Raw genomic sequence first — 14,210 nt, 5'->3', positions numbered from 1 at the left:
GAGGGGTCCTCACGCGTCGGGGACGGGGCGGGTGGTCAGGCGGTGGGCCAGCTGAGGAAGCCGGCCTCCCGTGCGCTGCGGACCCGGCTCCGCAGCGGCGTGCGGCGCGGTCCGGCGGCGGTGCCGCGGACCTGGCGGATCACGGTGTGCAGCAACCGGGCCGGCGCCACGGCGGCCAGTTCGATGGTCCGGCCGCTGCCGAGCCAGGCCCGTTCCTCGGGGCGCAGCCCGGCGGGCAGCGGGCCCCGGTGGGCCTGCGGGCCGCGGCCGGAGGTCAGGTGGAGGGCGGCGGCGTGCCGGGGGACGAGGCCCATCGAGCGCACCCGCACGCCGGCGGTGCCGTCCGCTCCGCCGGCGCCCGCCGCGGTGCCGTACTCCGCCCGGACCTGTTCGAAGCAGGCCAGGCCGGTGGGGCTGGCGTCGTGCAGCACGTGCACCACGGCGCCGCCCGCCCGGGCCAGCGCGGCCGTCAGCCGCGGGTCGAGCGGCAGGCCGGAGGCGGGGACGACGGGACAGGCGGCCTCCAGGTGGAGGTCGTTGGCGATCAGCATGGCGGAGATCTCGGGGCTCTGGCAGACCAGCAGCCGGGGGAGCCCGTAGTCGTACAGGTCCGCCTCGGCGGCGACCCGGGCGCGCGGTGCGACCGTCGCCCCGGGCTCCAGCGGTGGCAGCAGGCCCGGCAGCCCGTCGCGCCGGGCGGCGAGCGCGGTGGCGAAGCGGCCGTACCGCACCGGCGGCGCCAGGGTGTACGGGATCCGGCGCGGGCCGGCGTGCAGCGGCTGGAGCACCCGGCACAGTTCGTAGTAGAGCTGGCGTTCGGTGTAGCGCAGTCCGCCGGGTGCTCCGGCCCGGGCGGCGGCGACGGTCAGTGCTCCGTCCAGCAGTGGACGCGGGGTCATGCGGTGCCCTTCTCGGCGGGCCCGGGCCCGTTGCCGGGCCGGTCGTCGGGCCAGGTCAGGAAGCCGACGGCGAGGGCGCGTCGACGGGTCTCGGCGGGGCTCTCGGCGGGTTCGGGCCGCCGGGCCGCCGGGGCCTTGACGAGGCCGCCCGGTGCGCCCGGCCCGCCCGCCGTGCCGCGGCCGTGTGCCGGGTGCGCCCCGCCGGCCCGTTCGGCGGCCCGGAGGGCGACGGCCATCAGCCGCTTGGGCGGCAGTGCGGCGAGCGGGCTCCACCAGCCCTCGGCGAACCAGGTCAGCTCGGTGGCGGTCAGCCCCGGTACGGTCCGCTCCAGCCGCACCTGCAACTCCTCGGGGCGGTGCGGGTCGCGCAGCAGGACGTACTTGTCCTGGTCGACGAGGACGGTGCGCACCGGGAGGCCCGCGTCGAGCACCCGGCGGCCGGGCAGTGCGGCGCGGGTGTCGGCGACGAGCAGCAGGCCCTGCGGGGAGGCGTCGTGCAGCACCACCACGGGCGGTCCGGCGGGGACGGCGCGCAGGTCGGCGGCGAGCAGCGCGCGGTGGCGGCGCGGGTAGTCGTTGGCGTGCAGGAACGCGGTGACCGTCCGGTCCGGGCAGAGCAGCACGAACGCGGGGTCGGCGGGCGGCGGTCCCGGCCGGAGCAGCTCGTCCTCGACCAGCCCGGCCGGGAGCGTGCCGTAGACCTTCTTCCACCGGTCGACCACGGTCCGCCGGAAGCCGTCGGCGTCCCAGCGCAGCTCGATCGGCACGGGTGGCGCGGGCGTGTCGGCGAGCCGGAACATCCGGACGCCGGTGCCGATCAGGACCAGGCCGCCGAGTACCAGGAGCACGGTGAGGGTCCCGTTCAGGGCCGCGCCGACGACGATGGCGGCGAGGCCGAGCACGGCGAGGCACGAGCCTCCGCCGCGGTTGCCGAGGAAGGCCGGGTCGGGCCGTCCGCGCCGCTGCAGGGCGTACCGCAACTGGCCGGTGGTGCAGGCGAGCCGGCCGTCCAGGGTGAGTCTGGCGGTGAGCTTGCGGATCCGCAGGTCGTGGAGCCCGGTGCCCTCCGACTTCGGGTCGAGGGCGAATTCCTTGCGGCAGTAGGAGCAGCGGTGCCCGCCGCGTTCGCGCTGTTGCAGGCTCTTCGCGCAGTGCGGACAGATCATCGTGGCGCCTCCGGTGTCGCCTTGCCCAGGTCCGCCGGGCGGGCGGGCGGCACCGCCGGGGCGGGTCCGGCCGGTGGGGCCGGCCAGCTCAGGAAGCCCAGGTCGCGTCCCCGTGCGCGTTCGGCGGCCCGTTCGGCGGCCGCCATCACCCGCTTGGGCGGCTGGGCGGCGATCGGGCTCGACAGGCCCTTCTCGTACCAGGTGCGTTCGGCGTCGGTGAGTCCCGGTATCCGCGCCAGCTGTTCCGCGAGCACCGCGCGCTGCTGACGGGTGTACAGCTGGACCGTCCGCGTCGGTTCGGCGAGCACGGTGCGGGCCGACAGTCCGGCGTCGACGACCCGCCGGCCGGGGAGCGCGGCCCGGGTGTCGGCGACGAGCAGCAGGCCCTGCGGGGAGGCGTCGTGCAGGACGACCACGGGGAGTCCGGCGGGTATCTCCTCCGGGGTGCGCACGAGCAGTGCGTCGTGGCGCCCGGGGAAGCCGTTGGCGTGCAGGAAGGCCGTCACCGTCGGGTCCGGGCAGAGCACGGCGAGCGCCGGGGCGCCGGGCGGGCGGGCCGGCCGGACGGTCGACTCGTCGACCACGCCCTCGGGCAGGGCGCCGTAGGTGCTCTTCCAGGAGTGCATGAGGGAGGACCGCACCTGCTGGGCCGTCAGGTCGACGGGGGTCACGAGGGGTTCGGTCCAGCGCCGCTGCTCGTGCTGCCACTCCCGGAGGTGTTCGGTCCACCGGTCGTGCGACCGCTGCCACTCCCGGCGCTTGCGCGGGAGCTGCCGGCGTTCCACGGCGATGACCAGCAGGCCGAACAGGAACCACAGGCCGAACGCGGCCGGTGCGAGGGCGAGGAGCGGGTACGCGGGCGCGAGGACGGCCCAGAGGGCGGCGACGGTCAGCGGGACGGCCGCGCCCGCCGCCGCGCAGCCCGGGCTGTCGGTGTCGGCGACGGGTGCGGGCGGTTCCGCGGGCGCCTTGTCCGGGAGGGCCCGGGGCTGCTGCCGCTTCACGAGGGACCAGCGCAGCTGGTCGGTGGTGCAGAGGAGGCGGCCGCCGTCGGTGAGCCGGGCGGCGTGCTGCATCACCCGGAGGTCGTGCAGGCCCTGGTCGAGTTTCGGTTCCAGCGCGAACTCGCGGCGGCACCGGCCGCAGCGGCGGCCGTAGCGTTCGCGGTGCAGCAGCTGCTGCCGGCAGTGCGGGCAGATCACCGCGGCACCTCCAGGGCCGCCGCCAGCCGGCGCAGCCGGGCGGCGAGCCGCTCCCGGGGGCTGACCCCGCCCACCTGCTGCCCGCGCTCCACCGCGCGCAGCGCCTCGGCGAGTTCGGTCTCCTGCCGGCGTTCGGCCTCGGCGGCGGTGATCGCGTAGTCCTCGTGGTCGATGCCGTAACCGGTGTTCGCGGCGAGGATGTTGAGCGGTTCGTCGCCCCGGTTGGCGAAGGAGTGCGGCATCAGTTCGGGGATCCGGATCAGCAGTCCGGGCGTCAGCGGGACGTTCACCACCCGGCGCCGTTCGGCGTCGTACAGGCCGCAGGCGGCGTGGCCGAGGCTGAGCACCAGGTGCTCGCCGCCGTGGGCGTGCGGGGTGAAGGCGCTGCGCGGCGCGACGATGCCGAGCTTGTAGGTGGCGTTGGACGGCCGTTCGGGCGAGGTCTTGGCGTCGCCGACCAGGTAGTGGGCGAACTGGCCCTCGTCGATGAAGCGGAGCAGCTCCTCGCCCGCCGGTCCGTGGGCGGCGTCCGGGCCGAGTTCCCGTGCGCCGTCCCGGTCGGCGAGCAGGACGCGGCCGTCGGGCCGGAGCCGGTACAGGTCGACCCCGCCCGGCAGTCGCCCGGCGAGCCGTTCGAGCTCGCGCAGGCCGGATTCCATGGACATCGGCCACCCCACCCCCACGTTGACCGCAGCGACGTCACCCCCGGTGACGTCGGCCGGCCGGTGGTCGGTTCCCGCCGTCCGGGGCCGGCCTTGTGGATCTTACGCAGGGTGGGTGAACGCGCAAGGGTCAGCGGCCGCGGGCGACCACGAACCCGGGCAGGGCCAGCAGGAACTCCCGCGCCTCGGTGGCCTCCAGGGCCGCTTCGGGGTCCTCCGCGGCCGGTTCGGGCCCGGCCGGGGGCACGTCCGCGAGGACGCTCTCGATCTCCCGCCGGGCGGCGGCGACCAGCCCGGCGGCGGCCTCCTGCGCGTGCGCCACGCAGTCGTAGGCCGTCATCCGGTCGAGCAGCCAGCGGACGTCCTCGGCCGCCCCGGGGCCGCGCTGGGACCGGGTGCGGCTCAGGTACCGGACGACGCGGGCCCGTTCGGCGGCGGTGCAGCGCTCCAGCAGGTGGATCAGCATGAGGGTCCGCTTGCCCTCCCAGAGGTCCCCGGCGATCTCCTTGCCGTACTCCTCGGCGGTGCCGATCAGGTTGAGCACGTCGTCCTGGATCTGGAAGGCGGCGCCGAGGTACCAGCCGAAGCGGTCGAGCCGGCTGGCGTCCGTGCCGGCGCCCCGGGCGACCAGCAGTCCGGAGCGGCACGGGTAGAGGAAGGTGTACCAGGACGTCTTCTTGAGGCACATCCGGTAGTAGTCGGTGGCCGTCAGCTCGCAGACGTTGTCCCTGATCCAGCCGATCTCCATCGCCTGGCCCTCCAGCGACTGCCGGCACATCAGCTCGGTCTCCTCGAACAGCCGCCAGGCCAGTTCGCCGCCCAGGCCGCGCCGGTTGGCCATGACCCTGCGCAGTCCGAGCAGGTGGGTGGCGTTGCCGACGTTCAGGGCCACCTCGACGCCGTACCGGGTGGGGAGCGTGGGCGCGCCGCGGCGCAGCTCGCTGCCGTCCTGGATGTCGTCGTGGATCAGGAAGGCGTTGTGGAACAGCTCGACGGTGACCGCGGGGTTGAGGGCCCGCCCGGGGGAGCCGCCGAAGGCGGTGCAGGTGGCCAGGCAGAGGGCCGCGCGCAGGCCCTTGCAGGGCCGGGCCGGGTAGTCGGCGGTGAGCTCGTAGAGGTAGGGCGGGCTCTGCTCGGGGATGTGGCGGAGCAGTTCGGTGACGGTCCGTTCGCGGTACCGGGCGAGGACCCGTTCGACCAGCGGCGCCCCGACGGCCGCGGGGCCGGCCGCCGTGCTCACCCCTCCGGCCGCTCGGCCGACCCGCCGCCGGTGCCTTCGGCGCGCTCGCCCGAACGGCGCTGCGGGCCGAAGGCGCCCTGCAGGGTGCGGTTGGCGAGGCCCGGGGCGAGGCTGCTGAGGTTCAGCAGCAGGTCGAGGACGTCGTGGGCGTTGGCGGTGAGGCGCTCGGCCTGGTCGGACACCTCGCCGGTGGTACTGGCGAGGACCCGGGTGCTGACCGCGTCGATCAGCTGGTGGGTGTTCTCCGAGACCCGGCGGACCAGTCGGTCGAACTCCTCCTGGTCCACGCGGTGTTCGCCGGTCAGCCGGGCGGTGGCCGCCTTGGCGTCCGCCAGCCCGGCGGAGAGCTCGCGTTCCAGGACGGCCGCGGCCTCCATGACCGCGCGCGAGCCCTGCTCGCCCAACTCGCTGAACCGACCGGCGTCGGGCATGGCTGACCTCCTGGGTTCGCGCTCCGGGCGGGGCCGGGGCGGCCGGGCCGACGCGGGCAGGGCGCCGGTCTCGATCGCTGATGGTACACGGCCATGTGCGGAGCGTGTCCATCCTTTCGGCGGCGCCACGCCCGTGCGCACCCCCGCTGACGTGCGCCGGAGCCACCCCGGCGCGCGCCGCGTTCCGCGCGCCCGGTCGCCGCGGGCCGGGCGGGCTGCGGTCCGGCGAGTCGGGCGCCGCCCGCCACCGGTCACTGATAGTAGTTGCGTGGCTGCGGAGCGGTCCGCGCCGGGGGGTGCTGGGACGACGACGGGACAAGGAGCGGTCATGGGTGGCAGGCAGCGCCCGCCGAAGGCGCGGAACGCCCGGCCGGGCAGGCGGGCGACGGACCCGCGCGCGGGCGGGCCGGCGGTGGACGCCCGGGTGGAGATCGCCCGGCTGGAGGGCTATCTCGCCTGGGAGGCGGAGGTGGCGGCGGCCGAACGGGACGCCCGGGCCTTCGCCGACCGGTTCCCCTGGCTCGCGCCGGACGACCGGGAGGCCCTGGAGCGCGCCTACGCGGACGACCGGCTGCGGTACGCCGAGGAGGTCGTCGACCGGGCGGTCGAGCGGTGCCGGCAGCTGGCCGCCCGCTACCGCTCCGAGTGCCGCCGGATCTGTGCCCGCTGGGCGGCCGTCTGCCTCTCGGTGGCCCTGGCGGCGGCGCTGCTCGCGGCCCTCCCGGCCGCCCTGCACGGCTGACGCCCCCGTCCGGCTGACGGAGCCCCGCCCGGTTGACGGAGCCCCGTCCGGCTGGCGGAACCCCGCCCGGCCGGGAACGACGGGCGGGCCCGCCGCACACCCACGGGGTGCGGCGGGCCCGCCGGTGCGGGGCGTCCGGGTCAGTGGTGCCCGTGGCCGCTGGTGATCTCGTCGTGCTCCTCGACCGTCGGCTTGGCGATCTGGCTGCCCGAGCCGTAGAAGCCGCGGGAGAGCTTGGCACGGGTGCGTGCCAGCAGTCCGAGCTTGCGGGCCACCCCGTTCTCGTCCACCTCGGCCGGCAGGTCCACGGGCTGCGGCTGGTCGTGCGAGGTGAGGGTGTACAGCCGGCCCTGCGGCAGCGGCGCGTGGATCTCGACGAACTCGCCGTGCTGGAGCCGCTTGATGACGCCGGTCTCCCGCCCGTGCAGGACCTTCTCCTTGTCCCGCCGCTGGAGGCCCAGGCACCACCGCTTGGTGATGACGAAGACCACCACCGGGACGACGAAGAACCCGATCCGGACCGCGTTGGTGATCGCGTTGATCGACAGGTGGAAGTGCGTGGCCAGCAGGTCGTTGCCGCCGCCGGCCAGCAGGATCAGGTAGAGGCTGATCCAGGCGGCGCCGAACGCGGTGCGCACCGGGGCGTTGCGGGGCCGGTCGGCGATGTGGTGCTCGCGCCGGTCGCCGGTGATCCACGCCTCAAGGAAGGGGTAGGACCAGATCGCCATCAGGACCATCGGGAAGATCATCAGCGGTACGAAGACACCCATGTTGAGGGTGTGGCCCCAGAGCCCGATCTCCCAGCCCGGCATGATCCGGATCAGGCCCTCGGAGAAGCCCATGTACCAGTCCGGCTGGGCGTCCGTGGAGACCTGGTCGGGCCGGTACGGACCGTACAGCCAGATCGGGTTGACGGTCGCGATCGCCGCCATCGCGGAGACGGCGCCGAACACCAGGAAGAAGAAGCCGCCCGCCTTCGCCATGTAGACGGGCATCAGCGGCATCCCGACCACGTTCGAGTTGGTCCGGCCGGGCCCGGCGAACTGGGTGTGCTTGTGGTAGAAGACCAGGATCAGGTGGGCCACCAGCAGCCCCAGCATGATCCCGGGGATCAGCAGGATGTGCACGGTGAACAGCCGGGGGATGATCACCACGCCCGGGAACTCGCCGCCGAAGATGAAGAACTGGAGGTACGTCCCGACGATCGGCACGGCGAGGACCGCGCCCTCCATGAACCGGATGCCGGTGCCGGAGAGCAGGTCGTCGGGCAGCGAGTAGCCCATGAACCCGTCGAACATGCCGAGGAACAGCAGTAGTGCCCCGAACAGCCAGTTGATCTCGCGCGGCTTGCGGAACGCCCCGGTGAAGAAGACGCGCATCATGTGCACGAACATGGCCGCGACGAAGACGATGGCGGCCCAGTGGTGGATCTGCCGGATCAGCAGGCCGCCGCGGAGGTCGAAGCTGATCTCCATCGTGGAGGCGAAGGCCTCCGACATCGGGATGCCCCTGAGGGGCACGTACGAGCCCTCGTAGATGACCTCGCCCATCGAGGGGACGAAGAACAGCGTCAGCCAGACCCCGGTCAGGATGATGATGACGAAGGTGTAGAGGCAGATCTCGCCCAGCATGAAGGACCAGTGGTCCGGGAAGATCTTGCGCAGGTTGGACTTGGACAGGGCGTAGATGCCGAGTCGCCCGTCGGCCCAGTCGACGAGCGCCTCGGCCTTGTTGGCGGGCGCCGCGCGGGTGCTGGTGACGGGCGCCGGGCTCGGCTGCCGGCCGGCTCTCACGACGGGCTCCCCGGCGTCCGCTGCGGAACGTCCTGGACGCCCGGCGGCAGAGCTGCCGGCCGGCGGAGTGATGTGATCATCGGACCTCTCGATGCGGGGGTGCCGGGAACGCCGACGCGCGGATCCGCCGATCCGCCGACCCCGTTGCTCAAAGTGATGGAGCGCTTACTCTGACATGCTGTCGGCACCGCGCCGCCTGTGCACGTCCATCGGCCCGTCCGGCCGCTCGTGTCGGCCCGTCCGGGGCGTCGCGACCCCCCGCGGGGTGCCGGGATGCTGCGCCCGGGTGCTGTGCCGGGGCGCTGAAGCGTTTCGGCGCGCGCCGTGCCCGGGGAGGGTGCGGTGGCGGGCCTACGCTGCGCCAATGGTGGATCACCGGGAACTCTTCGAGGACGTGACAGCCGACCTGGCCCGGGCCGGGTTCGACACCGGACGGGGGGTGTCCGGTCTGCGGATCGGCCACCGTCCGCAGGGGGTGGTGGTCGACTGGCAGCCGGTCGACGGCCCTGACGGGCCCGGCCGGGACGGCGGGGGCGGCGGGGCCGACCCGTCGCCGCCGGTCGAGGGGATCAGGGTCGCGGTCACCGGCGCGGTCGCCGTGGTGCTGCGCGAGTCCGGCTACCAGGTGGCCGCGACCGGACTGGACGAACTGCTGGTCACGGCCGGTCCCGCGCGGGCCGCCGAGGAGCCGGCCGGGCGGCCGGGGGAGGAGGCCGCCGTCCCGGAGCAGTGGTGGGGCTGACCGGCGTGACGCCGTTCGGGCGCAACTCTCCGGTTGCGCCCGAGTGGATCGAAGTGCAACCATGGAGTTGCATTCATTGGTGACGACGGAGGAGCATCCCATGAGCGAGGACAGGATCGAGCGGGAGACCCTGATCGAGGCCGCCCTGGAGCGGGTCTGGTCGCTGGTGGCCGAGCCCGGCTTCTGGGTGGGCACGCCGGAGGGCGTGGCCGGGACGGTGGCCCGCGAGGGCGAGTCCGTCGTGGCGCACAACCCCGAGTACGGCGACTTCCCGGTCCGGGTGGAGAAGGTCGAACCGCCGACCTACCTGGCCTACCGCTGGGCCAGCGCGTTCCCGGGCGAGGAACTGCGCGAGGACAACTCCACCCTGGTGGAGTTCACCCTGAGCGCGGAGGGCGACAAGACCCGGCTGCGCGTCGTCGAGAGCGGGTTCGCGGCCCTGGCCGCCTCCGAGGAGCAGCGGAGCAAGGCCGTCCAGGACAACAGCGGCGGCTGGCCCCAGGTGTTCGACGCGCTCCGCACGCGCGCAGAGCAGAGGTCGGAGTGACGCAGGAGCGGGGCGCCGGCACCGAGGTCGTCGACGGCGTGCTCGGCGCGCTGGCGGACCCGACCCGGCGCCGGCTGCTCGACCTGCTCGCCGCCCGCGGCGAGGCGACCGCGACCACCCTCGCGGAGCCGCTGCCCGTCACCCGGCAGGCCGTGGTCAAGCACCTCGCCGTGCTGGAGGCCGCGGGGCTGGTCGCCGGCCACCGGGCCGGGCGGGAGGTCCGCTACGCCGTCCGGCCGGCGGCGCTGGACGCGACCGCGCGGTGGATGGCCTCGCTCGCGGCGGACTGGGACCGGCGGCTGGCGCGGATCAAGCTGCTCGCCGAGGCCGCCGAGGCCGCTGAGGCCGCCGAGGCCGGGGACCCCGCCGGAGCCGCGGACGCCGCCGGGGTGTCGGGGGCGCCCGCGGCGAACGCGGGGGGCGCGGGAAAGGGGACGCGCCCCTGAGGGCGTGCCAGGCGTGGACCGTCCGAGGGCGGTGGGCCGGTCCGGTCCGGCCGCTCGCGGCGACCGGACCGGACCGGGCTGGTGGGGTGCCGGGGTGTCAGGGCGTCCGGGGTTCAGGGCGTCCGGGTGTTCAGGCGCCCGGCCGGGACCGGATGGCGTCGACCAGCTCGCCGACACCGTGCTCCTTCAGCACCCCGTAGTGGTCGCCGGCGAGCTGGACCACGGCCGGCACCGTCGCCGAGCGGCCGGAGCCGTCCTCGATGAACGAGTAGTCGTCGCCGGTGGCCTTGAAGAGGGTCACCGGCGCCGCCAGCCGCCGCTCGGTCAGCTCGCGGAAGCTGTACTCGAACTCGTACGTCTCCCCGACGATCCGGGCGATCCGGCGGACCATCTCCTCGTCCAGCTCCGGCAGCAGCCCGTGCACGAAGGCGGCGAACCCGTCCTCGTCGCGGACCTCGGCCAGGCACCGGGCCAGCCCCGGCCCGCTGATCGAGCCCGCGAACACCGAGTACAGGATCGTCAGGTACGCCGGGTTGCGGTACGAGTACTCGCGGCCGTACCGCTCGCCGTCGGCCTTCCGCAGCTCCGGGTTGCCCGGGCAGATCAGCAGCAGGTCGTCCACCCGCTGACCGGCCCGCTCCAGCTGCCAGGCGGCCTCGAACGCCACCCGGGCGCCGAAGGAGTACCCCCACAGGGTGTACGGACCCTCCGGGCGGATCCGGCGGATCTCCGCCACGTCGGCGGCGGCCATCTCCCGGATCGTCGGGTACGGCGTCTCCCCGGGGTTGATGCCGTGCGTCTGGACTCCGTAGAACGGCCGGCCCGACCGGCCGGCGAGCGGCCGCAGGTTCATCGGGTAGCCGCCCAGCCCCGGCCAGCAGAACACCGGGTCGCCGGTGCCCCCGCGGTGCAGCGGGACCAGCCGCGAGGCGGCATCGCCGGACCCGTCGGAACCGTCGTGAGCGCCGGTACCGGTGCGCTCGATCCGCTCCGCGAGCTCGGCCAGCCGGGGGCTCTCGAACAGCACCTGGAGCGGGAGCCGGACGCCGAACTCCCGGTTCACCCGGTTGACCAGCGCCACCGCGATCAGCGAGTTCCCGCCCGCCGCGAAGAACTCGTCGGCCAGCGAGACCGCCTCGTACTTCAGCGCGGCGCCCCAGACCTCGGCGAGCCGGCGCTCGGTCGGCGTCGACGGGGCCACGAACGGCGCGCCCGTGTCGGCGTCCCGCACCTGCTCGGCGGCGGCCAGCGCCTTGGCGTCGACCTTGCCGTTGGCGGTGAGCGGCAGCTCGTCCAGGATCAGCACCCGGTTGGGGACCATGTAGTCCGGCAGCGCGGCGGCCAGCTCGTCCCTGATCATCTCCGCCGGGCCCTTCATGTGGACGGCGTCCTCGCGCATGCCCTCGCTGCGGACCTGCTCCCCGCTCACCCGCCCGCCGAGGAAGAAGTACGACGGACCGGCCGCGATCCCGCTGGAGGCGAGGATCGCGTCCAGCCGGCGGGCGGCCGGCAGCGGGTGCCCGGTCTTCGAGCTGTAGCCCGAGGACATGAACCCCAGGCCGAGCCCGTTGCGCTGCAGGTGGTGCAGCCGGGTGCCGAGGCCGACGTACTCCAGCCACGGCTCCGCCGCCCGGCTCACCGCCGTGATGCCGAACGCCGACCGCCGGTGGACCTGCTGGTTGATCGCGATCACGTGCCGGGCCTCCACCAGCTCGGCCGAGATCCTGGTCAGCCCGCCGTCCGCGTACCGGTAGGTGCCCGCCGCCAGGCCCTCGACCCGGCCGGGGTGGGCCTGGAGGTAGAGCTCGGTGTCGTCCCGGTGCGGCCGCCCGTCCTCCGGGACGACGGTGAAGCTGCCCAGGTAGAGGTCCTCCGCGGCGACGTCCAGCCGCTCCCGGACGGCCGGCTCGAACCCGAGCGGCCGGACGGCCAGCCCGTACCCGGGCAGCACCTCCTCCAGCACGCCGAGCATGTGCCCGGTCTCGAACTCCAGGACCTCCCGGATGTTGTTGCGGTACACCGGTTCGATGGCGCCGCGCCGGCCGAGGAAGTGCAGGGCCAGCGGGACGGCGTCCCCGGCCGCGTCGCCGACCCTCACCAGACCGTGGTCGACCGGGTGGTAGTAGTGGACGCCCGCCGCCAGGCCCTGGGACCCGTCCGTCTCCAGGTACAGCTGGGTGGCGTACAGGGCGCCGGGCGACGCGTACGCGTACTTCGGCAGCAGCCGCTCCGCGCTGTGGAACTGCCCGAACCACCGCAGGATCCCGCCCAGTTCGGCGAGGGTCACGCCACCGCTCCGGCGGACCGGCCCGCCGGCCGGGTGCGGTGCGGCGAGCAGCGCGAGCAGGTCGTCCCTGGTCACCGGGCCGCCCTCGAAGAACCGGTAGGTCTTGCGGGCGAATGTCTCCCGGCGCTGCCGGGCGGTCTCCCGGCGCCCCGGCAGGGCGAGCACCGGCCGCCCCGCCAGCCGGCCCGGGCTCCGCACACCGGGGTTCGACAGCTGCGCCCTCACCTGGAGCCTGCTCGCCTTGGACCGGTGGTGCCCGCCGTGGCTGCCCTGGTCCATCAGGGCCGCCTCCTTGGGGTTCAGCTCCACGCAGGCCACCAGGTTCCGGTGCCCCGTCCGCGCGTCGTCGGTGACCACGGCGGCGGCCCGGCGCACCCAGGTGTGCTCCTCGATCGCCAGCGCGATCTCGTCCAGCTCGACGCGGTAGCCGCGCAGCTTCACCTGGTTGTCCACCCGGCCGGCGCACTGCAGGGTGCCGTCCGGGTTCCACTGGGCGAGGTCGCCGGTGCGGTACAGCCGCTCGCCCCGCAGGTACGGGGAGGCGACGAACCGCTCCGCCGTCAGGTCGGGCCGGTTCAGGTAGCCCCGGGCCAGCTGGATCCCGCCGATGTACAGCTCCCCGGTGGCGCCGACCTCCACCGGGGCCAGCTCCGCGTCCAGCACGAAGCAGCGGGTGCGGTCGACCGGCACGCCGATCGGCACCGAACCGGAACCCCCGCCGAGGTACTCCGGGTCCACCCGGTGGGCGGTCGCGTTGATGGTGCACTCGGTCGGCCCGTAGAGGTTGACCAGCGAGGCCCGGGGGAGGGCGGCGGTGAGCGTCCGGGCGAGCCGGACGGAGAGCGCCTCGCCGCCCGAGTAGACCGCGCGCAGCGTGGTGCAGCCGGCCAGCCGGTCGGTGTCCAGCAGGGCCTGGAGCAGGGTGGGCACGCACTGCAGGGCGGTCACGCCGTGCTCCAGCACGGTGTCGATCAGACCGTCCGGGTCGCGGTAGACGCCCGGTGCGCCCATCACCACGTGCGCGCCCGCGGCGGGGGCGAGGATCTCCCACTGCGCCGCGTCGAAGCTCATCGGGGTCTTCTGCAGCACGGTGGTGTCCGGGCCGAGGTGGCCGGCGTCGGCCAGCCAGCGCAGCTGCGACACGATGCTCCGGTGCTCGATCATCACGCCCTTGGGGCGGCCGGTGCTGCCGGAGGTGTAGATGACGTACGCCAGCGCGTCCGGGGCCGGGCCGGGCGGGCGGTCGCCGGGGCCCTGGCTCTGGTGCGGGATCGGGTGCGAGGCGTCGGCAGCGGCGGTGACGGCGGTCGTGGTGGCGGCGGCCCGGGCGTCGGCGGGTGTGACGATCCGGACGCCGGCCGGGACCAGCCCGGCCACCCGGTCCCGCAGGTGGGCCTGGGTGACGACCACCCTCGTCCCGCTCGACTCGATCATGTAGCGGATCCGCTCCTCCGGGTACTCCGGGGAGAGCGGCAGGTAGGCGGCGCCCGCGCAGAGGATGCCCCAGGCTCCGGTCATCAGGTCGAGGGAGGGCTCGGTGTACAGGCCGACGCAGTCGTCGGCGGCCACGCCCAGCTGGTGCAGATGGGCGCCGAGGGCGTCGGCGGCCTCGCCGAGCCCGCGGTAGCTGAGCCGGCCGTCGCCGCCGGTCACGGCCGTGGCGTCGGGCCGGGCGGCCACCTGCTCGCGGAGCAGGTCGGGCAGGCAGACGGAGCGTCGGGCGTCGAGGAGGGCGGCGGACGGGACGGGCTGTGCGGTCATGAGGGGGTTCCCGTGGGTGGGTGCGGAACGGGGCGGCCGCCCGGCACCGGCCGGGCGTGACCTCCAAGGTCCGCCGCCCGGCGTCCCGGATGCCTGGGGCAGGGGTCGTCTCCCGGCCCGACTTCCCGCCCGGTCCGCCGCCCGGTTCCGCCCGGTCGCGCCCGCCCCGGTCCCGGGTGTCCCAGCCCCGGGCCCCATCCGGACCCGGGGCCGGTCCCGGGCGGTCCCGGTCCCGGACCGCGCTCCCCGACCGCGCTCCCCGGTCGGCCGGCGCGGCACCGGACCGGTGGCC

Annotated in this window: 11 protein-coding genes and 1 pseudogene; 4 read left to right on the top strand and 8 right to left on the bottom strand. The window is 75.0% G+C overall.

Annotation, left to right across the window (positions count from 1 at the left end; genetic code table 11):
• Positions 1 to 35: 35 nt before the first annotated feature.
• The 6 genes from OG550_RS01110 to OG550_RS01085 all read right to left on the bottom strand — a co-directional run bounded on the left by OG550_RS01110 (position 36) and on the right by OG550_RS01085 (position 5,600).
• Positions 36 to 899, bottom strand: coding sequence for a hypothetical protein (locus tag OG550_RS01110; RefSeq protein ID WP_327673498.1), 864 nt, complete (start codon positions 897 to 899; stop codon positions 36 to 38).
• Positions 896 to 2,065: a hypothetical protein gene (locus OG550_RS01105; protein WP_327673496.1), complete on the bottom strand. Its 1,170-nt coding sequence runs from the start codon at positions 2,063 to 2,065 to the stop codon at positions 896 to 898. The genes OG550_RS01110 and OG550_RS01105 overlap by 4 nt, the downstream gene beginning before the upstream one ends.
• Positions 2,062 to 3,267 carry a hypothetical protein gene (locus OG550_RS01100; RefSeq protein WP_327673494.1) on the bottom strand — a complete coding sequence of 402 codons (1,206 nt, stop codon included), beginning with the start codon at positions 3,265 to 3,267 and terminating at the stop codon, positions 2,062 to 2,064. The genes OG550_RS01105 and OG550_RS01100 overlap by 4 nt, the downstream gene beginning before the upstream one ends.
• Positions 3,264 to 3,932 carry a cupin domain-containing protein gene (locus tag OG550_RS01095; RefSeq protein WP_327673492.1) on the bottom strand — a complete coding sequence of 223 codons (669 nt, stop codon included), beginning with the start codon at positions 3,930 to 3,932 and terminating at the stop codon, positions 3,264 to 3,266. The genes OG550_RS01100 and OG550_RS01095 overlap by 4 nt, the downstream gene beginning before the upstream one ends.
• A gap of 127 nt (positions 3,933 to 4,059) precedes the next feature.
• Positions 4,060 to 5,169 (bottom strand): polyprenyl synthetase family protein, encoded by a 1,110-nt coding sequence (locus tag OG550_RS01090; protein WP_327673490.1) that lies wholly within the window; start codon positions 5,167 to 5,169, stop codon positions 4,060 to 4,062.
• On the bottom strand, positions 5,166 to 5,600 hold the full coding sequence (locus tag OG550_RS01085) for a hypothetical protein (protein ID WP_327673488.1): 435 nt from the start codon (positions 5,598 to 5,600) through the stop codon (positions 5,166 to 5,168). The genes OG550_RS01090 and OG550_RS01085 overlap by 4 nt, the downstream gene beginning before the upstream one ends.
• A gap of 328 nt (positions 5,601 to 5,928) precedes the next feature.
• On the opposite strand from OG550_RS01085, the gene OG550_RS01080 reads away from it, so the two are divergent.
• A complete protein-coding gene (locus tag OG550_RS01080) occupies positions 5,929 to 6,342 on the top strand; it encodes a hypothetical protein (RefSeq protein ID WP_327673487.1) in 414 nt (137 codons plus the stop codon).
• Positions 6,343 to 6,482: 140 nt separating this feature from the next.
• Here OG550_RS01080 and qcrB read toward each other — a convergent pair whose 3' ends face one another.
• Positions 6,483 to 8,135, bottom strand: a complete 1,653-nt coding sequence (gene qcrB / locus OG550_RS01075; protein WP_327673485.1) for a cytochrome bc1 complex cytochrome b subunit — start codon at positions 8,133 to 8,135, stop codon at positions 6,483 to 6,485.
• Positions 8,136 to 8,499: 364 nt separating this feature from the next.
• Here qcrB and OG550_RS01070 point away from each other — a divergent pair, with 364 nt between their 5' ends.
• The 3 genes and pseudogenes from OG550_RS01070 to OG550_RS01060 all read left to right on the top strand — a co-directional run.
• A complete protein-coding gene (locus OG550_RS01070) occupies positions 8,500 to 8,877 on the top strand; it encodes a hypothetical protein (protein WP_327673483.1) in 378 nt (125 codons plus the stop codon).
• A gap of 100 nt (positions 8,878 to 8,977) precedes the next feature.
• On the top strand, positions 8,978 to 9,424 hold the full coding sequence (locus OG550_RS01065; RefSeq protein ID WP_327673481.1) for an SRPBCC domain-containing protein: 447 nt from the start codon (positions 8,978 to 8,980) through the stop codon (positions 9,422 to 9,424).
• Positions 9,421 to 9,768: pseudogene (locus OG550_RS01060) on the top strand (ArsR/SmtB family transcription factor); the annotation flags it as partial. The gene OG550_RS01065 and the pseudogene OG550_RS01060, both read left to right, overlap by 4 nt.
• Before the next feature lie 232 nt (positions 9,769 to 10,000).
• Here OG550_RS01060 and OG550_RS01055 read toward each other — a convergent pair.
• Positions 10,001 to 13,918 carry an amino acid adenylation domain-containing protein gene (locus OG550_RS01055; protein WP_327673479.1) on the bottom strand — a complete coding sequence of 1,306 codons (3,918 nt, stop codon included), beginning with the start codon at positions 13,916 to 13,918 and terminating at the stop codon, positions 10,001 to 10,003.
• Positions 13,919 to 14,210: the final 292 nt, after the last annotated feature.

Source organism: Kitasatospora sp. NBC_00458 (assembly GCF_036013975.1).
GTDB lineage: Bacteria > Actinomycetota > Actinomycetes > Streptomycetales > Streptomycetaceae > Kitasatospora.
This window is presented reverse-complemented; position numbering and strand designations above follow the sequence as displayed.